This window comes from Xanthomonas fragariae, from assembly GCF_900183975.1.
Classification (GTDB): Bacteria; Pseudomonadota; Gammaproteobacteria; order Xanthomonadales; family Xanthomonadaceae; genus Xanthomonas; species Xanthomonas fragariae.
Genome location: NZ_LT853882.1, coordinates 1,424,355 through 1,447,838 on the forward strand (window position 1 = coordinate 1,424,355; position 23,484 = coordinate 1,447,838).

Consider the following 23,484-nt stretch of genomic DNA (forward strand, 5'->3'; position numbering starts at 1 on the left):
TTGGGAGACCCCAGAGTCCGCATGCGGCACGCAATGCGTCGTGAGCATTGCCATGGCAAGGTCGGCGTTGCAAACACGGCGATCACATCGCGCGGACGCGCATCGAACCGATCTGCCTGTCGGGCCATCGATGGCCGGAGCCGCAAGAGATCGATGGTGCGCGCCTCACCGCGCCGGCTCGCGTTTCACGTACAACTGCTTGCGCACACGCGCAACGACGTCACCGTCGCGGTTGTGCAAAGCGTTTTGGAACCAACGCAAGTGTTTTTCGCCGTTGGCGGTGGCCTGACGCAATTCGGCGAGCACGCTGTCTTCAATGACGAAATCCGCGCTCACCGTGCCGCGCGCGGGTTTGACGAATTCGATGCTGCCCGCCTTGTCCCAAACAGTAGTCGCGGCCCAGGTTGTGCATGGTCAGCAGCATCCAGAACGGGTCGGTCATCGCAAACAGACTGCTGCCGAAATGGCTACCGAGGTAGTTGCGATTCCACGGCCGCTGGCGCAGCTCCACCCGCGCGAAGCGATAGTTCGCCGACAGCACGGTGACGTGGACGCCGGCGAACAGAAACGGTGGCCAGAGGTTGAGGTCGAACTCGAAAAACGAAGCGCGCATGCAGGCTTGGTTTGATGGCAGGGCGGGGATAGGGCGGGGATTGCGTATGACATTCGCATGCGTATGGGGCGGGGGGGGGGCTCGGCGCTTTCCTGGCGCTGCTCGGGTGTGAGGGCTTGCCTGGGCGCCGCCCTGCGTCGCCAAATTTTCAGACCAAGCAGCTGCTGTTTGCGTGCACGCGGAAGGCACATGACGCAGGTCTCCATTGCGCGATTTCCAGCGTACCTGCTTCGGGTGTGGCGCCAGTGATTCGCAGCGTCCTGCCTAGGGAGCTGTGTCGATCCAGACACTGTGATGCACCGAACTGGTGCATTAGCAAGTTATTGCTTTTTTTAAGGAACACTTTTCAGATGACTTTGGAATCAGTAAATCATCACACAGCGAACGCTGCGTTTTTCATCAACCTGGGTGCCTGCCTCGGATTGCCCGCCGAGCTGGCGCAGCGACTCGGCGAAGGCGAAACCATCCTTGGACCTGCTGGCATGCTGTGCCGCGTCCACACGCAGATACAGCAGGGCGAATTGACGGCGTTTCCGGAAGTGATCCTGCCACTGGCCGCATGTGAGCTCGGCGGCGACGAGGTAGTGACCCTGCTGGCGCTGCAGGAGCAGCTGCTGACCGAGTACGGCTGGCGTCTCACGCTCTCGGATTTGGGCCTGATGTGTGTATGCCCGCTGTTGCTGGTGCGTACGCCAGACGACGTGGCCGCTGCACTGGAGCACGGACAGGTGGTTGCACGGGTCGCGCTGGACGCACTGGTGCCGCAGGCCGGCAAAACGGCCGAGGTCGCCTGATGAAGATCGCACGCGACATCGGTAGTTCTTCCAACATCCGCCAAGCCTCTCCAGCTCCCACAGAGCCAACGCAGGCAGAGGATGTAGTCTTAGCGCCACAGACGCGGCCACCATCCGGTCCACTGGAGGGCTTGTCTGCTTTGCGAGGCCGTGGCCGGTCGTTTGCACGTCGCTCGACGACCGACGCACCTCATGCCGAGTTTATGCATAGCGCATCACATCGTTCGGAGTCCTCGCAGTCGCCACGTTCTTCGGAGGTGACGGATGCGGTGTTTCACAGTGACCGCGAAACTGATTTGTCGCTCCACAGTCCGCGCGCAAGCGATGTGTCTGACGTGCCTTCCACTGCGGCGACCTATACCGAGCGCAGGTCGTCGGCAGCCGATGATTTGAAGGTGCAGCTACGTGCTCATCTGGGCAAACTGTCATTTGCAGAGCCCTCGCAGGAGCAGCGGGCGCTGGAGGCGGCCTATCTGGAATGGGCGGACGCGCGCTTGCAGGAACGCATCGCTGCGTTCGGGCCGGATGCCGGATACCAGGTCGTCGGCGATATGAAGGCGGCAGGTGCAAAGGCAGCGTGGCCGATCGCTTACGAGTGCCTTAGAGCGTTCATCAGGGGGGCGATGCGTACGCCGTTCGGTATCGCGGCGGGTGTCGCCTACGACCGCATGCGTATTCCTGGATCAGAAATCATGAGTCGATTGACGCTGTCCGGCACTGTCGCGGGGCTGGCGTCCTTCACCTGTGAAACCTTGCTATTGCCAGCGATGGATCGGCGCGCGCGCGTGGCCAACCTGCCACGGTTCAAGGCCATCGATCCGAAGATTCTGCAGCCCGATCCACCGCCGGTTTTGCTGGAAATCACCAACGAAGGCAAGCGCTTCACGCGTCCTGGCGAGGGCGACGCACCGACGCTTCCGGAGCTCAAAGCGCAGGCCTACGATCTTCGTGCGGGCATCGCCCACTGGCAATCGACGTTGGGCGAAAAATCGCTGGATACCTTGTTGCTCAAACCGGTCATCAGCGCAGGATTCAACGCGGCGCGGCGGACATCCGACGATCCGGGGACGCGCACGCCAGTCGTGCAGTTTGGGTTGAGCGCACTTGCCAGCGGCGGGGCAGGGGTCGTGCAGAAGGCGCTGCTTGAAACCGGCAAGGCCCTTGCGCGTACCGGCCAGATGAGCGTGCCCGACCTGCTCGGTGGACAGCAGCGGCTGAATCTGTTTTCGCTGGCATTGCCGGACAAGACACGTCGACCCGTGCAGTGGTCCGATGCGGTGCATTTCCCGACTTATCTACTGCAAACCGGAAAGGAAGGGCTGGCGTTGGCAAAGCAGGCCTTCAGCACCACCAACGCGATGACCAATGCGGTGCGTGATGTGGTTGTCCGTCACGCGGCCAGCAACATAATCGCGAATTTCGCTTCGCTTGGTACAGGCAGAATGCTCGCCGCTCCGTTGCGTGGCGGAAACGGAAGCGGTCGTGTTCGTGGAGAAGCTTTCAACTCTGCCGCAACGGTCGTGCAACAGGCAGGGCAATCCGTGTTCAACGATACGGTTTGGAGTGCGCTCAAGGCCAAGAACGGCACCAACACAAGCCATGCCACGCGGCTGGATCAGGAACGCGCCGTCGCAGCCGCCAATCACCAACGAACCATCGCACGCACGCTTCAGGCGCTGGCCGAACCCATCGACCAAGCGATCGCAATGTTTTCGGCGCCGACCGCGGCGGAGATTGCGCGCGCCCTTGAGGAGGGGCAGCCTCCTGCGCCTGCGCCTGCGCCTGCACCGGGGCCGCATGCCGAGGTGTTGCGGGAAGCCTTGGAGCAACTGCGCGAAGAAATCGGCATGCGGTCCGTCTCGATCGAGACCATCGACAACGTGTGCGATTGGCTGCAGGCCGGGCGGGATGAGATGTACAGCGGAGCGCCACACAGCGAACTGACCAACACACTGGCGACCCAATTGCATGCGCTCAGGCGTGCATTGCGCGATAGCGAGCAGCTTCGCCAGTGGGAAAATGGCCGGCCCTGAGCGGCTGATCCTGCGTAGAGGGCGCGCACGCACCGTGTAACGACAGACGCAGCAGCAGGCGGCATCTGTCGTTCAACGTCCGCCCCGGTGCCAGCCTGGCCCGCGGCTCACGTGCGTGCGGTGGATGTGGAGCGGTCCGGTGCGGCGCGCGGCACCGCTTCGTATGCCGGCCATTGACCGACCGTGCGCATGGCTTCGGCGATGCGGTTGCGCTGGCGCTTGATGATGAAGTCCACGCCACGTTCTTCGGTCAGTTTCGCTTTCTCGCGCACCAGCAGCAACGTCGGCTCCCACACTGCCGGCTGCTGCAGCAAAGCGTCGAAGGCAGTGCGCTCGGCGAGTGCACATGCCTGGTCCCCAGTGTCCTGCGCGACCATTGCAAGCGCCCGATGCAAGTCCAGCACCGGCGCAACCTCGCTACGCAGCACCTCGTCGACGAACAGCGCGGCAAGCCCATTGCCATCGGCGAAGCGCTTGGCTTGCTGCATGAAATGCTCCAATTGCAGTTCTGCCAGGACAGGCTGCAACGTCTGGTCGACGTCCTTGCCCATCCTGATCAAGCCGAAGTCGACCCAGCGCTCCCACTGGGCGCGTACCAGGCGGTCGAACGGGGCAAACTGTGCAAAGTCGGTCGCGCGGTCGCTTCGGACCGGATCGATTTCACCACCGAACTGGAACAGAGTGCAGAACGCGGTGGCCACATCGGTGTTCACTTCGGCCGCATAGCCGGCCTCGAGTGCCGAGACGGTGGTGCTGGCGGCAGGCGTCACCGATGCGCCCTCATGTTGATGCTGCGCAAGCGCAAGTTGCACGCTGGCCGTCAGGCGTGCGGTTGCTTCCACTCGGCGGGCAGCAGTGGCGTCGCGATATTGCGAGGTCATATAGCCGGCCACGGTCGTCGACGTCCAGCTGAGGTCTTGGCGCGATTTGACGCCGAGCCCGAGCGAGACGCCCGCACGGTGGCCGCGCGCTTGGCCTGCGCGCAGGCCAGCGCTGACGCTCACGCTGCACTCGGTTCCCTGGTTCACGCGTGCCGCCTGGTCGATCAAGCCGACACTGGCCTCAGGATGCTGGGCCAACAACGCATGCATCCAGTCCGCGCCGGGCGCCTCTCCGGAATGATCGGGCGTTGCGCGTCGCACCAGATGCTCCAGCATGCTTAAAAACGCTTGCAGCAGCTCTGGCTCGCGGCCTTTGCTCAGCCGGGGAATGCGGATCTGCAGGCCGTCTTCCACGCCGACCTCGCGCCGATAGCGCCAGTCCGCAGCGGCCGACACGCTGGGCACTGTATGTTTATTGCCCACATCGATGCCGTAGCCAACGGTCAGGCCCGCACCGAGCTGGCGCTGTGTCGCGGATTGGCGACCGATCTGCATATACAGGCCGGTACGCCCCATGTAGAACTCCAGCGAGGCATCGCGATTGCACTGCAAGGAGGCGATCAATCGCGCACCCATGCCGAATGAGGACCCCGCGATCGCAGCTGCCGCCGAAAGCGGTGCGAGATTGGCCCCCCGGGTGCGTTGGCAGGTCATCCGCCAACGGTCGCGCCACTCCAGGTGCGACAGCATGTCGCGCAGCAGATCCAACAATGCCTCGGGGTGGGTGAGGGCACCGGAACTGGTCTGCTTCAACAACTGCGAGGTCTTGTCGACTGCCGCGTCGAAACGCGCGAGGCAGTCATCCGCATGTGCAAGCCACAACGCCGCCTGTGGCGCGTCATTGCTCTGTTGCGAATGCTCTGCCTGTTTTGCCTGTTCGGCATGCAGGTGTGTGCGCAGCAGATCGAACGCCGCTGGCGCGGTGCAGCGGCCGGTCTGCAGCTGCTCCCAGGGACGCTGCAATGCCTCCGGTGGCGCTGCCTGCACCACCGCGCGGCCCGGTGTTTGGGATGCCTGTGCATGATGGTGGCCGTGCAGCGCTGCGGCGCGTTCAGCGATGCGTGTCAGGGTGGCGGTATCCAGGACCACGCGGTTGCGGTCAACGTCCTCATCGACCCACTGCAACAGCTCGGCAGCGGCCTGCCAGTTCAACTCTACCTGCGATGGAACATAGCCTTGCGGTCGGGCCGCCTGCAATGCGCCCAGGTAGCCGATCAACGTAGCGGAGGCGTGTTCCATTGCCAGATTGGCACGTCGACGCGGTGTCGGCAGTGCGGTGGCCGATGCGACCTCCAGCCCCGCCGACAAGGCATGCAGCGGATTGGGAGCGGCCGCATGAGCGCTCTCGGGGGGGGCGGACGTGGCATTACGCACCGCCTCGCCGAATGCGTGCAGGTGCGCGTTTGCGCGCGCATATGCCGAATCGGGAGCACGCGACTCGTAGCCGTTGCGCAGCGCATGGTAGGCCGCCCGTTCGTCGATGCTGCAAGTCTGTAACGCGTGCGCCGGGTCAGCCGCGTGCAGGGCGCTGCCCGCCGCGCGCCGCGCATCGCTCAACCAGCTCCGCGTGGCGGTATCGTCCATAGGTGTGGCGCGCAGCAGCGAGTCGGCCCGCAACGCAATGCGGGCAATGTCCTGGCGGCTCGGATCGGCGGCACGCTCGTGCTGTGCCCGGACCAGCTGGCCAAGCACCTGGCGACCGCGCGGAACGCGCGCCAGGGTCTCCAGCCAGCGCGTCGCCGCCGCCTCTATCGCCGCGCGGGGAATACCGGGGTGCTCACCCGTCGCCGCGTCCGGCTGGTCATCGGGCGGTTCCGGATCGGTCGGGATCAGCGCGCTCCATGTGCTGTGGTGGACATGGTTGAAGGTGGCAAGCAACAGCGCCGGCGCGTCGTCGCGGTTGTCGCCGAGGACATTGGTCACTGCCGAGCGCAGCGAGCCAAGCGCGATGGCCACGACCCCTGCAGCAGGCACCGCCTGCTCTGCGAAACGCGTGGTGGAGAGCCCACCCGCCCACGTCGACAAGCGCTTGCGCAATGCGTTCGCACCAGCGACGTCGGTTGCACTGTGTGCGGTCTGTTCGATCTGCGCGGCAATCAGCGCATCCGACGCCGCCTTTAGCGACTTGCTGGCGCGCTGATCTTCGGCAGTTGCGGTATCAAGCGCGTGCTCCAGCGATTGCTTAAGACTCGATAGTCCCGGAAGCAGGGCGCGCAACTCGTCGGCGTGCGCAGCGGTCTCGAACAAGTCGCCAGCCACGATGTGTGCAGACTGCAGCGCCTGCTCCAGGGTGGTGTCGAGGCTGGCGGCGCGCACCTCCAGACTCTGCAGGAACGCCTGTTGTTTGTCGCGTAAGGCGGACAGGTGGCGAGCGTGCTCGTGCATCGCACGGATGCGATCCATCTCGGCTTCGTGCTTGAGCAGGTCACGCAAGCGCGGTCGGCGATCAGTTGCAACAGTTGCAGGCATGGCCGTCAGTTGGTCCAGTTGCTGCTGCAACTGGTGCTCGGTGCGCGCAAGGCGCTTGCTGCAGCTGTCGATGTGTGTGCGCAGCAGCGCCTTCCAGGTGGCCACCACCTGCTGGCGTTTGCGGGTTTCGTTGGCACGGTCGGCCATGCGCGGTGCGCGCTTGGCGTGCAGGCCTGCGTTTTGTTCAAGACGATCGATATGCAGCAGCACCAAGCGCTCCAGCGCTGCCGCTTTGCGCACGGCGATCTTGGCATCGCTTACCTGTTGTGAGGTGCAGAATGTCGCTGTCTGCAACGGAGCGAGTGTGTGCCAGTCGCCGGGCTCTGCTTGAGCGACCGGAGCGCTCGGAGCGGTCTGCGCAGGCGTGCCCTGGTAGCGCAGCAGGCGCGTATGGTCGGGGGTGGCCTGTCGGGTGATGCCGACCGCCGTGCCGGCGAACTGTGCGAGCCGTTGCAACGACTTTCGTACGCCGCGCAGCTTGCTCGGCTTGCGCTGCTGAGACGCGTTCTGTACTGCTTCGGCGGCAGGCGCAGTGTAACGGTGCACCTGTGCAGCCACATCCAATTCTGCAGCGCGTGCTTCGGACTCGGCCGCAGGCCCATCCAATTGATGCAACCGGTGATGGGCCTGCTTGTGCGGCGACGGCGTGCCCGCGTGCGCCGTGCCTTGGATGTTGCCAGGCAGCCCGAATGTCAGGGTGGAGGGGCGAATGCGGGTCAAGGTCGATATTTCGTGTGTGGCTGTCCAAATCCGGCTGTGCTCGCCGCTACCATAAAGCCGAACAGCGCGAGTACCCGGGTCCACACAGCAGAACTGTTTGCGCACCGCTGACGCAGTGCGCGATGCGCGGGGCACCGCATACCGATGCGTCGGTGTGAGGTGATAAGTAACGCCACTGAGCGCTCACGCCCGGCAGATGCGATGCAGCAATGCATCTGCCGGGCGCGATCATGACTTAGCGCCCGCGGAGGGTGCGATCAGCCGGTGTAGGGCTTATAGCCGATGCGTGTGGCGCCGACAGCCTGCGACGCGTTGGGAGCAATCACCTCGTCGGGGGCGTCGGTCGTCAGGTTTGACATCTTCACCGTCGAGTTGGGAGCGTCGGTGCGGAACACCGATTCCTTGATTTGATTGAACTGGCAGTTTTCGATCTCAAGGGTCGAGTCGATATCGTCGTGTCCACCGTTGGTACGGAAAACCTTGCCGGCGCCGTTGACGGTGACACCCGACATCACCACGTCGGCAGACCCGTTGTCCTGCACCACCTTGTCCGAGGCGTTGTTGAACGTGCAATTGATAATCTCGACCTTGGGGCGACCGTTGATAGTCTCACCGCAACCGGCAATTTTCGAATCGTGCGCGTTGTTGCCTGCCCCGTTGACGGTGATGGCATCTTCGCTGACATTCTTGTTCACACAGTTGACCATCCTGCCGCTGCCCATGAAATGCACGCCATCACCGCCGCCATCCATTTGGACATTGCAGAGGCTGCCTCCGTCCTCGACGACGAACAGCGGCTGCTGGTGCTCGTTCTGGGAGCCGTCGCCCAAGCCGGGGCCGCCAATGTACGTCTGACCCTTACCATCGAAAACTTCGCCCTTATGCACCACGATGGGCTTGTTCTGGATGCCAGCTGGCGCTGTGACGACCTTGCCGGGAGGAAGTGGCGCCTGCGTGCCGGTTGAGCTTGGCGTCACATGATTACCGCTGGTCTGCGAGTTCGTCGTCGGGTAAGTCTGGTTGGTGGTCGTTGATCCGTTGCCGGTTCCCGAGTAGCTGCTGCCATTGCCACCACCACCATTGCCATTATGGCCGTTGCCGTTGCCGTTGCCATATTGCCCGCCAGGGTTGGTGGAATACGGCTGGTTCGATGTAGGCGTCGACGGCGACGGTGACAGACTGGTTTCGTTGGGTGGCTGAAAGCCATTGGACGATTGATTCGCTGCCTGCATCATGTCGCTGACCATGCGTTGTATGCAGAACGTCAACATACTCATGATCAGCGTGCTCAACGCCTGTTGCTGCGAGGGGGAGAATGAGGACGGCTGCAAGCTCGCAGTGCTATTGGAGGATATGGCAAGACTCATTGGCGAGTGTCCCTATGCAAGATGAATTGCGGTGCAAGATGAATTGCGGGCGAAGTTCCACCGATGGGGAACTACGCTGCAGCCCGTGGCAATGTTGTGCGACGCAGCGAACGCGAAATGCTTCGGCGCGCTGACGCCATCGGCGTGACGCACCAACCAAATCGCCTCACGCGCGTAGCCATAAGTAATTTCCTGTCGCGATTCCTTCGAACATTTCGTCGTGTGCAATAAAGATATTGTTGTTCCAGTAACGGCCATGCTCGGCGTAGTGGCTGAGTAGATCGCAGATCCAAGCCCCATCTACGTCGTCGTCCAGCGGAACGCGCACGATTAAAACGATCACGCCTGCATCGTTCAATCCGAGCTGCGCCTGATCTTGCGCGTATACCGAAAGATTGGCCTCCAGCAACAGCCGGAATACTGTCAAGGTCCGTCCCGCAGGTGCCAGACCGTAGGAGATGCGTAAGTACAGTGCTTCTTCTTGCGCTTCGTCTTCGGGTTGTGGCTCTGGCATATGCAGATAGACCTCAAATCCGTCTATCTCGATCGTGCGGCGCTTGAGCAACTCCTGCACATCCGGCAGGCCAAGCACATCGCATAATTCCGCCGCCAGGATTTCAAATCGTACCGAAGCCATGGCAGCACCGCCTTCAGTTGCATAGGCCCGTCCGTCTGGACGGGCCTATGCAGGTGATGAACCAACTGCGTTAGCCGCCCTGTGTCAGGCTCTTCGCATTCTCACCCATCTTTTTGACTACCTGGCACTTAGCCATGTCGAGGTTCAATTTGTTCATCTCTTCAGTTATGTGGTCGTTGTTCTGAATCTGCATCGAGACCGAGCCGTCAAGATCATTTTGGAACTGACTTTGCTGGCGAGACTGAGTCAGGCTGCTCGACCCACTATCGATCTTGTCCTTAAACCCGTTGACAAACAAATCCGTAACTGATTTACCTCTGCTAAGGCCTTCTATGCCGTTCATTTTTCTACTCCTACGTTTCTGAAAAAGCGCCTGTGGCGCAGAAAACCCTGCTTGATTGAAGCGCAGGGGGATTTGGTCAGGCAGCTGCTGCGATGTGCGAGACGATCGCATGGGCGGCATTGAAACCTTCGTGCAGTGTCGCAAGCTTGGTGCGATCTGCGGCATCAGTCGCAGCCATCCACTGCCCTTGCACCTGCTGTTTTGTTTTATCCAATGCATCGACAATCTTTGCCAGGCGTTCGCCGCTGGCATCCTCGGATTTGACGTTCATCAAAACGTTCATGTCTTTGGCGATACTTTCAGTGATGGATTCAAACATGACAGATCCTCGATGAATTAACTCAGTTAGTGCCTGACGTCAGGTGCTTGGTACCGTCCGGTGTCTCCACGTAATGCAGTCCGTCGACGAGCAGGGCGGCGTCGTAATTTGCAGGCGGTTTTACGGACGGGTCTTGCTGGGTAACATCCACGTGCAGCTTACGGATTTCTGGGCCTAGATCGCTGCGTAAATCGGCGATCCGTCGAATTGCACGCTCTGCGTTGTCGCTGCTGCCGGCGATGGAAAAGATGCCCTGGCCATCGTAGCTAACGCTCAAATCGCGGTCTGCCAAGGTGTCGCGCAGGGTTGCCAGAACCTCATCGACCACCGCCACATCGACCGTGACGCCCCGCTGATATCGATGCAGCTGCGCACGCAGGCGTGCCGCATCTGCACTGCTTGTTACCAGGCCCTCAACCCGCACACGCGTGCCGACCTGCTCCACGCGCGCCTCCCGCAGGCCGAGCTGTTTCAGCACGGATCTGACCTGATTGACTTGGTTGTCCTGGCTTCGAGCGGGTGCAGCATTGGAGAGAAAAGCCGGTAGCATGGAGGGCAGCAGCGCTGCGACGGATAGCGCTAGCATGGCGCCCACCACTGCACGCACTGCTTTGCGCTTGGACTTGCGTGGCGGAGGCGTTGCCGGCGTCGCAGCTGGGGACAGCAGCCGCTCAAGCAGCGCCACATCGTCTGGCCAATCGGCCGCGGAGTCGCCAAGACACAGCACCAACGGACCAAAGCGCACTGGATGCAGCGCAACAAAAGGTGTCGTTGGCAACGCGTCGCTGTGATAACGAACTTGACCATCTGCATCCACCTCGATGATGAGCGAGCAACCAGGCCAGTCTTCGATCCGGATATCAGCTTGCGGATCGGTGCCCAGCGCGTAACTCCCTGGCTGCAAATCTAATCGTGCGCCGGCATGTATACCCGTCAGCATGCGAAGTTGCATGGTCATGCGCGAATCCCCTGAGCGGTTCCATCTTGGTATTCAATCAGTAGTGTGTCCAAACGCTTGACGGCACGTGCGCGATCAAGGCGTTTGCGCGGTTTTTCCGCGTTGAGTAGCACCAACGGCAGCAGCAAATGGAAACTGCGCAGCGCTGGCGACGCATCCGGTTGCGGCGGCACCAGATTCACTAGACGCTCCCGTAACGCGTTCAAGGTTTCGGCAGATGCGGGCGCGCTTCCCGACCGCAGGTGGTCGCGCATTAACCTCCAGATCAGGGCGGTCAGCGAAGCAGCGGCCGGATGGGCGATGCCGATTGCACGCAACTCGACAAGCGCAACGGCAAAGGCGCGTCGCGTGGCGGTCTGGTCGGCGGCACGCGTCGCCGCGTAGCGGTTGAGAACTCCTTCGACGCTCGCACGTACGCTGTCGTCCAATTGCACCGGGGCGGTGATTGGCCACTTCCGCGCCTGCGGATTGCCGGCATGCGAGTTTCCGCCATCCCCGTGCTGATTGTCCTGGCTATGACCCTGTGACGGATCGACTGCGATTTTGACACGGCCGCGCAGCGCCGCGACGCGGGCCGCCTCGGCTTCTTCCAGTTCGGTGGAGTCGAGTGCGTCGTCCAGGCCATCCAGCGCCCGCATGCCGCGTCGCCGCCGCCGTGGCGGAGCGGGGCGTAGACGCGGTCCATGCTGTGCCTTGTCTTCGAGCTGCTGCAGGCCAGCATGCGGCGCGTCGGCGTGGTTGTTCGATGAGGCGTGCTCGGTCGGAACCGACGTCGGCACACCGCCGCGCGAAATCCGGCGAATCATGGAAAGGCCGCCTGCATCAGCGCCTGACCAAACTGCATGATTGCCGAGGCGCCCCAAGGCGCGGTGACCGCAATGGCAGCCACCACCACCACCAGCTTAAGCGCGAACGAAATCGATGCATCCTGCAGCGACATCACTGCCTGGATGAAGGCAATCAACAGCCCGGCCAGCGCGGCGACGCCGACCACCGGCAACGACACCTTGAGGCACAGCAACAAGGCTTCGGAGGTGAATCGCACTAAATCGTCATGGTCCATGGCGTCACCGATAGCTCAAAACCAGGCCGTGGATCAGCATGGACCAGCCATCCAGCGCCACGAACAACAGCAGTTTGAACGGAATGGCCACATTGGTTGGCGTCACCTGCGAAAGACCCATCGCCATCAACGCATTGGCCACCACCAGATCGATCACGATGAAAACCAGATACAGCAGAAATCCGATCCGGAACGCCTCGGTCAGCTCGCTGAGCGTGAATGCCGGAGCCAGTACGAGAAGATCGTCCGGCTTGAGCGTGTCGGCCTTGTCCTTGGGCCAGATCTGCTGCGCAGAGCGGATGAAAAAGGCTTTTTCGCGCTCTCGGGTGTGCTTTAGCAGGAACTGCCGAAACGGCTCGCGGCAAGCGTCGAGCAGCACCACCACGCGGCTGTTGTCGGCACCGGCGCTGTAATTCTGTGCAGCCTTGAACGCCTCCATGCCTACCGGTGCCATCACAAAGCACGACACCAGCAACGCGACGCCGTTGAGCACCATGTTCGGCGGCACTTGCTGTACACCGATGGCATTGCGCAGCAAGCCGAGCACGACCACGATCTTGGTGTAAGAGGTGACCACCATCGCGGCGAAGGGCAGCAACCCCAGCATGAGGACCACCAGCAGCAGCGAGCCGACATCAGGCGTCTGCATGCGGGTTCTCCGACATGCTCAGGATCTGCACTCCAAGATGCTCGCCTACTGCCAGCAGCCTGCCGATCCCGATGGTCTGGCCATAGACGACCAGGCGGATGTCCGCCTGATCCACCGGGACCGACAGCTCGAGGATCTGTCCGGGCTGTAAACCCGACAGGACCGAGAGCGTCAGCGCAAGCTGGTCCACTTCCAGTTGCACAGGCAGTTCCAATGCTGCCACCTCGGTGGTGGACGGCGAGGCGTCGTGCTCTGACGTATCGTGATGCATGGTGGGGGTGGTCTCCAGGATCATCTGTCGCAGGTTCAGGCGCACCGGAGCGCGCAACACCGCGCCTCCCGGCATGCCCCAGAGTAGTTGGCCGCTGCGCACGGGAGCTGAGGCAATGCCGTGCAGCAATACATCGCCCGGCCGCAGCGATTGCAGCAGCGCAGCCGATGCAGTGCGCTTGCCGATGCGTAGGCGGGTTTTCACCCGGAGTGCGGCCAACCAGGCAGGCAGTGGCGATGGCGCCGCCAGCTCGGCGTTAGCCGTTTGCAGCGCGGCAAGCAGGGATGGGCTGGCGGTCTCTGCGATCGCGTCGATATTGCCCAGCGTGATGCCGATACCGAGGGATTGGACTGTGTCCTCACAGCGCTCGAAGGCGACGACCTCGGCATCGCCCAGTCCGAGCGGTGCGAAAGCGTTCAGGTAATCGCTCAGCAGCACCCCGGCAATCGAGACGCGCAGCGCGTCGTCGGCTTCGTTCAAAAGCAGCGCCAAGCCGTCGCGTGCGGCGATCCGCAGATCCAGGTGGCCGCTATCGAATTGTAGCTTCAGGAACGCCGCGTCCGTAGCCTCGATGCCGCGGAGTTGCGAGGTGAAGCCACAGCGGCGTGCGGTACGCGGATCGCAGAGCAACCTGCCGAGCTGCGCGCGCGCGGCAGGCACGTGGGGCAGCGCCTGCGAAAGGTCGCGTGCCGGTGCAGCTAGGCTCGGCTCGGTTGACGACACGGGATACCTCGTTATAGCTGTTTTGCCGTATTTGCGGCACTAGACGACCTCGATGCTGACCTGGAGAGTGTCGCTGAGCGCGGCCTTGAGTGCGGTATCCAAACGTTGCTTTCCATCACAAAGTACCTTGCGCGCGTCGGGCGAGCTGCTGTTGAAGCGAAGCGATAGGTGGTCTGGCGAAAGTCGCAAGAACAGCGTGGTCTGCTCAAGGATGTCGTGGTTGATGTCCAGCCACGCCTCCCACATGCCTGCGCCGCGCACCGGCGTGGCGTTGCAAAACTCGGCCACCCGCAGCGCGATTTGGCCGATGGCCATCTGCGCGCGTTGGGTGCGGATCCACTCGGTGGCGATGTGTCGACCCAGCGCATCGCTGTCGTCGCCTCGGGCGATCTGTCGGCGATTTCCGTCATCCAGACAGGATAGTGCACTTGGCAGTGGCGCAGGGCCGTGCCCGTCGCTGGCAGCGTCCGATGCTTCGGGCACCGGCGAATCGTCGTCGCAGTCTTTAGACAACGGCGCGTCCGGCAACGCAAGCTGCGCGCTGCTCAGGCGTCGGCGCAGTTGCATGAAGCTGACACGTTGCTTCACGCGCACCGGTGTTGCTGGCGCATATGGCTGCAGTGGTACACCGGCACTTGGCAGGATGCGCACGTGGCGGACGGGCGGCTTGCTCATCAGGCGATCACTCTACCAATCGGCTGCAGCTGGACATCTGCGCCCAATTCTTGGAACGAGTAGACCTCCAGCCAATCCAGTCTCGCCTCAATCATGCGGCGCACATAACGACGCACGTCCATCGATGCGACCACTGCCAGTGGATGCCGTGCCTGATCTTCGACGATGCGTTCCACCTGCTCGACGAGCTGATTGGCCTGCTCCGGTGGCAATGCCAGGAAATTGCCGGCCGGGGTGGCGCGAATCGACTGACGGATCAACTGCTCCACCGCGTGGTCCAGCATCACCGCAGGCAGCCGTCCTGTGCCTGCGGTCGCGGTGTGCGCAAGATATCGGCTGAGATCGCAGCGGACATACTCAGTCAGCATCAGCAGATCTTTTTCCTTTGGGCCCCACACCACTAAACTCTCCAGGATGCTTTTGATGTTGCGCACCGGGATACGTTCTTCCAGTAGCCGCCGCAATACATCGGCGATACGCTGGGCCGGCATGGCCTTGTTGACCTCTGCAACCAGTCCTGGATAATCCGCGCCCACCTGTTCCAGCATCCACTGCGTCTCCTGAATGCCGACGAACAGATGCGCGCGTGCACGCAGTGGCGCGATGGCCTGTTGGGCCAGTGCTTTTTGCATGTCGGCTGTATCGCTCAACTCGCTGCGAGTCTCCGGGACGTCGTGGATCAGGACTTCGTATTGCATGCCCTGCAGGGCCTCGCTCTGCCAGATTGCGATGCCCGGAAACGGTAGGCCCAACAGTTCGACCAACTGTTGGCGCTCGCTCTCTATCGCCTGATCAAGCAATACCGGGTCGAGTCGTGCAGCCAGTTGCGGTGACAGGCGTATCGACAAGGGCGAGGCGAAATCCGGTGCGCTCTTGCGGATATGCGGCGCATCGCCCTTCGCGCCTTTGCGGCTTGTCGATGGCAGCGTGGGCTGATCGGTCCCGCTGATGTCGCGTTGCTTGCGCCAGATCGCATAGCCGCCTGCTCCCACTGCCGCCGCCAACAGCAGGAACAGCAGCGCGGGAAACCCTGGCACGAACGCAAAACAGGCTAGCAGCACGCTGGCTGCCAACAAGGCGCGGGCATTGCTGGTGAGCTGCCGGCCGATGTCGAGCCCGAGCGAGCTGATCTTGGTTTCGTTCTCGTTGGCGACGCGGGTGATCATGACGCCGGCCGCCACCGAGATCAGCAGCGAGGCGATCTGCGACACCATCGCATCGCCCACCGATAGGATCGCGAAGCGGTTGGCGGCCTCGCCCGCGCTCATGCCGTGGTAGGTCACACCCACCACAATGCCGGCCAGGATGTTCACCATGGTGATTACCAGGCCGGCGATCGCATCGCCCTTGACGAATTTCATTGCGCCATCCATGCCGCCGTGCAGCTGACTTTCGATGGCCAGCCGCGCCCGCTTGCGGCGTGCTTCATCTGCGGTCAGATTGCCGCCGCGCAGGTCCGCGTCGATACTCATCTGCTTGCCGGGCATCGCATCCAGAGTGAAGCGCGCGCCGACTTCCGCAACGCGCTCGGAGCCCTTGGCGATCACGATAAACTGAACGGTGGTGATGATCAGAAACACCACCAGGCCCACCACCAGATTGCCGCCTACCACCAGCTCGCCGAAGCTCTCGATGATGTGCCCGGCCTCGGCATGCAGCAGGATCGATTTTGTCGATGCGATGTTCAACGACAGCCGCAGCAGCGTGGTGAACAGCAGCAACGAGGGAAATGACGACAGCGAGATCGAGTCGGGTACATACATCGTGACCATCAGCAGCACCACACTCAGGGTGATGTTGATGCCCAGCAGCGTATCAATGAGCGGGGTGGGCAGCGGCAGGATCATCAAGCCGATGACGGCCACTACCAGGGCGGCGATCGCCACTTCACCGCTGTACGCGAAATACCGTGTCAATCGCATGCCATCTCCTAGCAGGGCAGCGGACCGCTGCCCTCGTTGTTGTCCCGGCCCAGTTCATCGACCCAGCGCAACACCACCGCAACCGTTTCGAATAGCGATTCGGGGATAGCGTCGCCCAGATCGACCTGATGCAGTGCACGCGCCAGCGGTGGATTCGCAATGATCGGAATGCAATGTTTTTCGGCAAATGCACGCAGCTCTAACGCACCGTCGTCTACGCCCTTGGCGATCACCTGCGGCAAGCCGAAGCCGTCCGGCTCGTAGGCGAGTGCGACCGCGTAATGGGTCGGGTTGACCACCATGACCTTGGCCTTGGCGACGCGCTCGCGCGGGTCGCCGAAGACCAATTCCTTGCCGAACTCCTTGCGCTTTTCCTTCACGTCCGGATCGCCTTCGCTTTCCTTGTGTTCGCGCTTCTGCTCGTCTTTGCTCATGCGTTTTTCACGAATGAACAGCCAGTACTGCAAACTCCAATCTGCTGCGCCGACCAGTACAAACACCAGCACCGCCAGGGCGCACAGCGTGCCCAGCGTACGCCAGCCGATCTGGGCGATGTCAGGCGTCGGCTCATAGGCAAGGCCTATGATCATCGGCATCAGCGCGCGAATGCCGTACCACAGCACCACGCCGATCAAGAGAGCCTTGACGCCCAGTTTGAGCAGATCGATCAAACTTCTTAACGAAAAAAGCTTCTTGACGCCGTTTACGGGATTGAGCGAATCGAACTTGGGCGTGACCGGTTTGAGAGAGAAATTCAGCCCGGTTTGTAGGAACGTTCCGATCAATCCGGCTACCAGGCAGGCGGCTAAGAAGGGCAGCGTCAGCCACAGTCCCTGGATGCCGATGCGGCCGAGTGCGCGGTTCAAGGCGGTGGCATCGCGCGTATTGGTATTGATATCGAAACCGATCAACATCAGTGCGCGCAAGTGCTCGACCAAGTAGCTGCCCGCCAGTTTCATCACCAACAGTGTGGCTAGCAACACCGCAGCGGCAGTGACGTCCGGGCTGATCGCCATTTCCCCGTCCTTGCGCGCATCCTCTAGTTTTTTTTCGGTCGGTTTCTCGGTCTTCTCATCCGACATTGACGATCTCCGGCCGCTGTTACTGCGCTTTGAAGTGTGGCTGACCTGCCGCCAGACGATCTGCCTCCAAGGCGAATCTGTGCATGGGTGTGCGAAGACGGATGCGTTTGTTCGCGATGGTGTTAGGATGTTCGCTTCTGAAACGTTCTCGTTTGCGTGGACGCGTAGCGTTGTGCATGCATGCTGTCCACAGCCATTGAATGACGAGAGGTGCGGTATGGAAAAGATTGAATGTCCTAGTGAAGTTGTGAATGGGCTGATCGAACTGATCACGGTAGGGCTTACGCACGAAAAACTCGAAGAGGGCGCAGCGGTGCTGGCCGCAGTGCGGGTGCTGCGGCCAGAGCTGAAGGCGCTTGATACTTTTGATGCCTGGATTGCGATCAAGCGCGGCAGTTATCTGGAGGGAGCGCGCTTGTTGCGTGAACTTGAAGGCGATGCGGGCTCCAAGCCTTTGTGCAAGGCCTTGTACGCTTGTTGCTTGTTTGCGCTGGGCGACCCGTCGTGGCACGGCGTTGTAGAGAGTGTGATCGAAGAGGACGCCGACGCCGACGCGGTTAGCTTGGTCAAAGCGCTCTCAGGACGCTACACCCCAACACCCGGACAGCTTGAATCGTCGGTCGAATCCGCCGCGCCTATGGAAGTTCCCAGCGCACAGTATCTGCGCGCCTGAGCCAAACCCAGACCCCACCCAGCCTGCGGAGCATGTCATGACGCTCGTTCCTCCTGTTGCACCGATCACTGCCAGTACTAGTCTTTCCACGCAGGCGGTGTCGCCGATGGCGGCGCCGAACCAGACGCTGGTCAACCGTTTCCAGGCGCTGATGCAGTCGTCCAGCCCGCTGCCGCCTACTATGCAGCGTGTGGGAGAACCGAGCATGTTGAGTCGGCTGGTCGACGTGCAGAACAATGGGGTGCGGACCATGAATGAGCATGTCGATGCATTCAGCATGCGGGCGCCGACCATGGGGATGGAGGAAATGGTGTCGCAACAAATGAAGCTGATGAACGAGCTGACTATGGTCGGCTTCAACCTCAATGTCAGTGTCGGTGTGGCGCAGTCGGGCAAGAGCGCTGTGCAGACGCTGTTCAAGAACCAATAGCATGCGAAGGCTCAGGTTTCTGCTGGTGCTGGTGCTTGCAATGTTGCTGTCTGCCTGCGGTCAGCAGCTGTATTCGGGACTGACCGAGAACGATGCGGACGATATGTTGGCAGTGCTCTTGCATGCCGGTGTGGATGCGGAAAAGGTCACCCCCGACGACGGCAAAACCTGGGCGATCAACGCGCCGCACGATCAGGTGTCTTATTCGTTGGACGTGCTGCGCGCCCATGGCATGCCACGTGAGCGCCACGCCAATCTCGGTGAGATGTTCAAGAAGGACGGCCTGATCTCCACACCCACCGAAGAACGCGTGCGGTTCATCTATGGCGTGTCGCAGCAGTTATCGCATACCTTGTCGAATATCGATGGCGTGATCGCTTCCGATGTGGAGATCGTGCTTCCCAACAACGACCCGCTAGCGACATCGGTCAAACCTGCTAGCGCTGCGGTGTTCATCAAGTTTCGCGTCGGCAGCGATCTGACCAGCCTGGTGCCCAGCATCAAGACGCTGGTGATGCACAGCGTGGAAGGGCTGACCTATGAAAATGTCAGTGTCACGCTGGTGCCAGGCGGTATGGAGAGCGATGCGCAATTATCTGCATCGGCCCCTCCGCGCGCCTGGGCATGGCCATGGCTGGCCGGATGCGCGCTGGCGCTGTGCGTAGCGGTTGGTGCGGCAGCGCTGTATTGGTGGCCGACGGCCGATGCGCGCCGCTGGGGCGGCTGGCAGCGACTGCGCGAGCTGACCAGAAAAGATGCTGAGTGAGATCGGCGGATGGAGAACGTACGGATCGACAACGCAGCGATGTGGATTCAACGATGGACGGCGACCGTGGCTGCCTTGGCGCAATCGCTAGATGCCGACCGGGTGGCGCATTGGCTTGGTCCGATCGCATCGATGGGCTGGGAACAGGCGTCTGCGCAGCGTCGTTTGCGTGTGATCCAGGTCTGGTCGGGATGGTCGAGCATGAAGTTGTCTGCGCTCGATCCGCTGGCCAACCGGCTGGTCGTGCTGGCGCCCGAGTTGTTCGCCAAGGTGCTGATGAGCCGCGCGCTGTTTTCGCGCGCACTGGCGATGCGCCGCTGCATCGAACGCGAGCGCCTGGACTGGTTCGAGCAGCGCGTGGGGCCGGCGGTGCTTGAGTATTTGCGCCATCGTGCAGTCACCGGCATGACAGAGCCGCTGTTGCCGCGGGATGCGAGTCAGGCAGCATGGATCGGCGATGGCTGGCGTCGATTGGCGGCCGATGGTGCCTGGCCCGACCCCTGCGTCGCCAAGGTGGTGGAGTTGTGTTTGCCGTTGGGCGCTGCCCGAGTGGCACCTATCGCAGCAGATGGCGCAAGCGATGCGTTCCTGCATGCGCTTCCCAATCTGTTGCCGGAGCTGCCATGCGCGTTTGGCTGAGGTCCACACCTGAAGCAGTTGGCCTGGACTGCGACGTCATCCCACGCGAGGCACTTGCCTCGGTGCTGGCAATGGATGCAGCAACTATGGAGGTGCAGGCGCGTTGCGCGCAGACGCTGACGGATGCTCAGGCGCGTGCACGGGCCATGCTCGACGACGCGCAACAGCAGGCCGAGGCGATCCTCAAAACCGCTCAGGGCAAGGCGGAGCGCAGCGCACGCTTGGGCTATGCAGCCGGGCTGCGTCGTCAGCTCGATGAATGGAACGAGCGTGGCGTGCGCCATTCCTTTGCAACCGATGCCGCCGCGCAGCGCGCACGCGAGCGCTTGGCCGAGATCGTGGCGCGCGCCTGCGAACAGGTCGTCCACGGGCACGATCCCGCTGCGCTGTACGCGCGCGCCGCACAAGCCCTGGACGGTGCCCTGGACGAGGCGAAAGCCTTGCGGGTGAGCGTGCATCCCGATGCGGTGGACGACGCCCGACGCGCCTTCGATGCGGCAGCCGCTGACGCGGGCTGGGCCATGCCGGTGGAACTGTGTGGCGACGCCAGTCTGGCCTTGGGCGCTTGCGTGTGCGAATGGGATACCGGCGTGTTCGAGGCCGATCTGCGCGATCAGCTGCGTAGCATCCGGCGAGTCATTCGCCGCGTCCTGACCACGCCGCAGGCGGTGCCGGATGCTTTCTGAGATGCCGCGACTGGAGACGACGCTCGAGCGCGAATTGGCCACGCTCGCCTTTGGGCGTCGTTACGGCAAGGTCGTCGAAGTGATCGGTACCATGCTCAAGGTCGCCGGTGTACAGGTCAGCCTGGGCGAGGTGTGCGAGTTGCGCCAGCGCGATGGCACGCTGTTGCAGCGAGCCGAGGTGGTGGGCTTCAGTCGTAATCTCGCCTTGCTGGCACCGTTTGGCGAGCTGCTCGGGTTGTCGCGCGAGACGCGCGTGGTCGGACTGGGGCGGCCGTTGGCCGTGCCGGTCGGATCTGGGTTGCTGGGACGCGTGCTCGATGGCCTGGGCGAGTCGGCGGACGGGCAGGGTCCGGTCGTCTGCGACGGCTGGGTACAGATCCAGGCGCAGGCGCCCGATCCGATGCGTCGGCGGCTGATCGAACAGCCCATGCCGACCGGCGTGCGCATCGTCGACGGCTTGATGACGCTGGGCGAAGGCCAGCGTATGGGCATCTTCGCCGCAGCCGGCGTCGGCAAGAGCACCTTGATGGGGATGTTCGCGCGCGGCACGCAGTGCGACGTCAACGTGATCGTACTGATCGGCGAGCGCGGGCGCGAAGTGCGCGAGTTCATCGAGATGATTCTTGGCGAAGACGGTCTGGCGCGCAGTGTGGTGGTGTGCGCGACTTCGGATCGTTCATCCATTGAACGCGCCAAGGCCGCCTATGTCGGCACCGCCATCGCCGAGTATTTTCGCGACCAGGGTATGCGCGTTCTGCTGATGATGGACTCGCTGACGCGCTTTGCCCGCGCACAGCGCGAGATCGGCCTGGCCGCCGGCGAGCCACCCACACGTCGCGGCTTTCCGCCGTCGGTGTTTGCCGAGTTGCCACGACTGCTGGAACGTGCCGGGATGGGCGAGACGGGCTCGATCACCGCGTTTTACACCGTGCTGGCCGAAGACGACACCGGCAGCGATCCGATCGCCGAAGAAGTGCGCGGCATCCTGGACGGGCATCTGATTCTTTCGCGCGAGATCGCCGCCAAAAACCAGTACCCCGCAATCGACGTGCTCGGAAGCCTGAGCCGGGTGATGAGCCAGATCGTGTCTCCCCAGCAACGCGAGTATGCCGGCCAGCTGCGGCGTTTGCTGGCCAAGCATAATGAGGTGGAGACTTTGCTGCAGGTAGGTGAATACCGCGAGGGCAGCGATGCGGTCGCCGACGAGGCGATCGCCAGGATCGATGCGATTCGCGATTTCCTCAGCCAGTCCACCGATCAGCTCAGCGACTATGAAACCACTCTGGAACAGCTTGCCTGCGTGATCGACGATGCGTGAGCGTGCCAGCACATGGACGACCTTGCAGCAATTGAAGACGCGGCGCTGCCAGCGTTTGCAGGACCGTCTGGGCGAATGCAAGCGTGCGGTGGAGCAGTGCGACCGCGAGCTCGCCAGTTGCAGTCAAGAGGCCGACGCCTGCACCACGCGTCTGGCCGCGTTTGATGCTGCGCTAGTCGACAAGGCCGGCGTGGGTGATCCGATCGGCATCGACGCGATCCTGCAGCACCAAGGCTTTCGCGCAGTGCTGGACGAGCGCTGCCGTGCTGCAGAGCAAGCGCTAGCGATGGCCGGGCAGTCGTTGCAGAGCGCACGCGATGAGGCCGCATCTGTGCAACAAACATTGAGCAAGTTGCAGGCGCAGGCGGATGTGTATGCAGAAAAAGCTGCCAGTGCTCGCCGTGCCTGGCAAGCACAACGCGAAGCGGCGGAGGAAGAAGACGCGATCGAAGCGTTGGTCTCGCGGCGCTTGCACCGTGCTGCGCGCGGAATGGGGCAATGAACGATACCGCCAAGGCCCTGCTAGCGCTTTCATCGCAAGGCGTGTCGCTGCTCACACTGCTGGCGCTGTGCGGGGTGCGCGTCTTCGTGATGTTCTCCGTGCTGCCGGCAACGGCGCAGGACAGTCTTCCCGGAATGGCGCGCAACGGCGTGATCTATGTGCTGAGTTCGTTCATCGCGTATGGACAACCGGCCGATGCGCTGGCCAGGATCGAAGCAGCCGGCCTGGTCGGTCTGGTGTTTAAGGAAGCCTTCATCGGCCTGCTGATCGGGTTTGCCGCATCGACGGTGTTCTGGGTTGCCGAAAGCGTGGGCCTGCTGATCGACGATGTGGCCGGTTACAACAATGTCCAGATGACCAATCCGCTGAGCGGTGAGCAGAGTACGCCAGTCTCCACAGTGTTGACGCAGTTGGCGATCGTGACCTTCTACGCGCTGGGCGGCATGCTGATGTTGCTTGGCGCGCTGTTCGAATCGTTTCGCTGGTGGCCGCTTAGCCAGCCCGCCCCGGACATGGGAGCGGTCGCAGAGTCCTTCGTCGTCCAGCAGACCGACGGCATGATGGCCGCAATCGTCAAACTGTCCGCGCCAGTGATGCTGGTGCTGGTGCTGGTGGACTTGGCCATCGGCTTTGTGGCACGCGCAGCCGAGAAGTTGGAACCCTCGAATCTGAGTCAACCGATCCGTGGTGTGCTGGCGCTGCTGCTGCTTACCTTGCTCACCAGTGTTTTTATTGCACAGTCCGGTGAAGCACTCAGCTTCCTCCACTTTCAGCAGCAGTTGTACGATGCCGCAAACGCCGGCGGCAAGGGAGGCGCATCGCATTGATCTTTGTTGAGACATCAACAGCCTTGCGGTGCCTACACTGATCGCATGAGCTCGGATGTGCTGCCTAACGCTGTGGTTCGCAGCTCGGCACCATCCGGCGCGCAATCCCCCGGCCGGCGCCTGC

Annotated in this window: 23 protein-coding genes and 1 pseudogene; 10 read left to right on the top strand and 14 right to left on the bottom strand. The window is 62.3% G+C overall.

The window, feature by feature from the left end; genetic code table 11:
- Nucleotides 1-165 precede the first annotated feature (165 nt).
- Nucleotides 166-613 (bottom strand): annotated as a pseudogene (locus PD885_RS06555) (DUF4442 domain-containing protein).
- Nucleotides 614-963: 350 nt separating this feature from the next.
- Here PD885_RS06555 and hap3 point away from each other — a divergent pair.
- On the top strand, nucleotides 964-1,407 hold the full coding sequence (hap3, locus tag PD885_RS06560; RefSeq protein WP_002802857.1) for an Hpa3 family type III secretion system protein: 444 nt from the start codon (nucleotides 964-966) through the stop codon (nucleotides 1,405-1,407).
- Nucleotides 1,407-3,440, top strand: a complete 2,034-nt coding sequence (gene xopF1, locus PD885_RS06565; protein ID WP_088056717.1) for a type III secretion system effector XopF1 — start codon at nucleotides 1,407-1,409, stop codon at nucleotides 3,438-3,440. Before hap3 ends, xopF1 begins: the two co-directional genes overlap by 1 nt.
- A gap of 107 nt (nucleotides 3,441-3,547) precedes the next feature.
- On the opposite strand, the gene xopZ is transcribed toward xopF1, so the two are convergent.
- From xopZ to sctU, 13 genes are all read right to left on the bottom strand, one after another.
- Complete coding sequence (gene xopZ / locus PD885_RS06570; protein WP_002802861.1) at nucleotides 3,548-7,510, bottom strand: XopZ family type III secretion system effector; 3,963 nt, start codon at nucleotides 7,508-7,510, stop codon at nucleotides 3,548-3,550.
- Nucleotides 7,511-7,767: 257 nt separating this feature from the next.
- Nucleotides 7,768-8,781: a pectate lyase gene (locus PD885_RS06575; RefSeq protein ID WP_172404525.1), complete on the bottom strand. Its 1,014-nt coding sequence runs from the start codon at nucleotides 8,779-8,781 to the stop codon at nucleotides 7,768-7,770.
- Between the two features lie 262 nt (nucleotides 8,782-9,043).
- Nucleotides 9,044-9,514 (bottom strand): CesT family type III secretion system chaperone, encoded by a 471-nt coding sequence (locus tag PD885_RS06580; protein WP_002802863.1) that lies wholly within the window; start codon nucleotides 9,512-9,514, stop codon nucleotides 9,044-9,046.
- Between the two features lie 70 nt (nucleotides 9,515-9,584).
- On the bottom strand, nucleotides 9,585-9,857 hold the full coding sequence (locus PD885_RS06585; RefSeq protein WP_002802866.1) for a hypothetical protein: 273 nt from the start codon (nucleotides 9,855-9,857) through the stop codon (nucleotides 9,585-9,587).
- A gap of 76 nt (nucleotides 9,858-9,933) precedes the next feature.
- On the bottom strand, nucleotides 9,934-10,176 hold the full coding sequence (hrpD6, locus tag PD885_RS06590) for an HrpD6 family protein (protein ID WP_002802867.1): 243 nt from the start codon (nucleotides 10,174-10,176) through the stop codon (nucleotides 9,934-9,936).
- A 22-nt stretch (nucleotides 10,177-10,198) separates the two neighbouring features.
- On the bottom strand, nucleotides 10,199-11,134 hold the full coding sequence (hrpD5, locus tag PD885_RS06595; protein ID WP_002802868.1) for an HrpD5 family protein: 936 nt from the start codon (nucleotides 11,132-11,134) through the stop codon (nucleotides 10,199-10,201).
- Nucleotides 11,131-11,940: a hypothetical protein gene (locus PD885_RS06600; protein WP_002802869.1), complete on the bottom strand. Its 810-nt coding sequence runs from the start codon at nucleotides 11,938-11,940 to the stop codon at nucleotides 11,131-11,133. The genes hrpD5 and PD885_RS06600 overlap by 4 nt, the downstream gene beginning before the upstream one ends.
- Nucleotides 11,937-12,197, bottom strand: coding sequence for a type III secretion system export apparatus subunit SctS (sctS, locus tag PD885_RS06605; RefSeq protein WP_002802878.1), 261 nt, complete (start codon nucleotides 12,195-12,197; stop codon nucleotides 11,937-11,939). The genes PD885_RS06600 and sctS overlap by 4 nt, the downstream gene beginning before the upstream one ends.
- Nucleotides 12,198-12,201: 4 nt before the next feature.
- Nucleotides 12,202-12,846 (bottom strand): type III secretion system export apparatus subunit SctR, encoded by a 645-nt coding sequence (sctR, locus tag PD885_RS06610; RefSeq protein WP_002802879.1) that lies wholly within the window; start codon nucleotides 12,844-12,846, stop codon nucleotides 12,202-12,204.
- The gene (gene sctQ / locus PD885_RS06615) at nucleotides 12,833-13,786 is read right to left on the bottom strand and encodes a type III secretion system cytoplasmic ring protein SctQ (protein WP_052032089.1); all 954 of its coding nucleotides are present in this window, start codon (nucleotides 13,784-13,786) and stop codon (nucleotides 12,833-12,835) included. The genes sctR and sctQ overlap by 14 nt, the downstream gene beginning before the upstream one ends.
- A 93-nt stretch (nucleotides 13,787-13,879) precedes the next feature.
- The gene (sctP, locus tag PD885_RS06620; RefSeq protein WP_002802884.1) at nucleotides 13,880-14,515 is read right to left on the bottom strand and encodes a type III secretion system protein SctP; all 636 of its coding nucleotides are present in this window, start codon (nucleotides 14,513-14,515) and stop codon (nucleotides 13,880-13,882) included.
- On the bottom strand, nucleotides 14,515-16,437 hold the full coding sequence (locus tag PD885_RS06625; RefSeq protein ID WP_088056720.1) for an FHIPEP family type III secretion protein: 1,923 nt from the start codon (nucleotides 16,435-16,437) through the stop codon (nucleotides 14,515-14,517). Before PD885_RS06625 ends, sctP begins: the two co-directional genes overlap by 1 nt.
- Before the next feature lie 8 nt (nucleotides 16,438-16,445).
- The gene (gene sctU, locus PD885_RS06630) at nucleotides 16,446-17,519 is read right to left on the bottom strand and encodes a type III secretion system export apparatus subunit SctU (RefSeq protein ID WP_002802886.1); all 1,074 of its coding nucleotides are present in this window, start codon (nucleotides 17,517-17,519) and stop codon (nucleotides 16,446-16,448) included.
- Nucleotides 17,520-17,736: 217 nt separating this feature from the next.
- Here sctU and PD885_RS06635 point away from each other — a divergent pair, with 217 nt between their 5' ends.
- Genes PD885_RS06635 through sctT form a run of 8 tightly spaced genes read left to right on the top strand, consistent with a single transcriptional unit; the run spans nucleotide 17,737 to nucleotide 23,360 of the window.
- Nucleotides 17,737-18,192 (top strand): HrpB1 family type III secretion system apparatus protein, encoded by a 456-nt coding sequence (locus tag PD885_RS06635; protein WP_002802889.1) that lies wholly within the window; start codon nucleotides 17,737-17,739, stop codon nucleotides 18,190-18,192.
- Between the two features lie 37 nt (nucleotides 18,193-18,229).
- Nucleotides 18,230-18,622 (top strand): type III secretion protein HrpB2, encoded by a 393-nt coding sequence (locus tag PD885_RS06640; RefSeq protein WP_002802891.1) that lies wholly within the window; start codon nucleotides 18,230-18,232, stop codon nucleotides 18,620-18,622.
- Nucleotide 18,623: 1 nt separating this feature from the next.
- Nucleotides 18,624-19,388, top strand: a complete 765-nt coding sequence (sctJ, locus tag PD885_RS06645; RefSeq protein WP_002802893.1) for a type III secretion system inner membrane ring lipoprotein SctJ — start codon at nucleotides 18,624-18,626, stop codon at nucleotides 19,386-19,388.
- A 9-nt stretch (nucleotides 19,389-19,397) separates the two neighbouring features.
- Entirely contained in the window at nucleotides 19,398-20,027 is a 630-nt protein-coding gene (locus PD885_RS06650; RefSeq protein WP_002802894.1) for a type III secretion protein HrpB4, read from the top strand.
- Nucleotides 20,012-20,713, top strand: coding sequence for a type III secretion system stator protein SctL (gene sctL / locus PD885_RS06655; protein WP_040762086.1), 702 nt, complete (start codon nucleotides 20,012-20,014; stop codon nucleotides 20,711-20,713). Before PD885_RS06650 ends, sctL begins: the two co-directional genes overlap by 16 nt.
- Nucleotides 20,703-22,031, top strand: a complete 1,329-nt coding sequence (sctN, locus tag PD885_RS06660) for a type III secretion system ATPase SctN (protein WP_040762089.1) — start codon at nucleotides 20,703-20,705, stop codon at nucleotides 22,029-22,031. The genes sctL and sctN overlap by 11 nt, the downstream gene beginning before the upstream one ends.
- Nucleotides 22,024-22,533, top strand: a complete 510-nt coding sequence (locus PD885_RS06665) for a type III secretion protein HrpB7 (RefSeq protein WP_002802898.1) — start codon at nucleotides 22,024-22,026, stop codon at nucleotides 22,531-22,533. Before sctN ends, PD885_RS06665 begins: the two co-directional genes overlap by 8 nt.
- Entirely contained in the window at nucleotides 22,530-23,360 is an 831-nt protein-coding gene (gene sctT / locus PD885_RS06670; protein ID WP_002802899.1) for a type III secretion system export apparatus subunit SctT, read from the top strand. Before PD885_RS06665 ends, sctT begins: the two co-directional genes overlap by 4 nt.
- The last annotated feature ends 124 nt before the right edge of the window (nucleotides 23,361-23,484 follow it).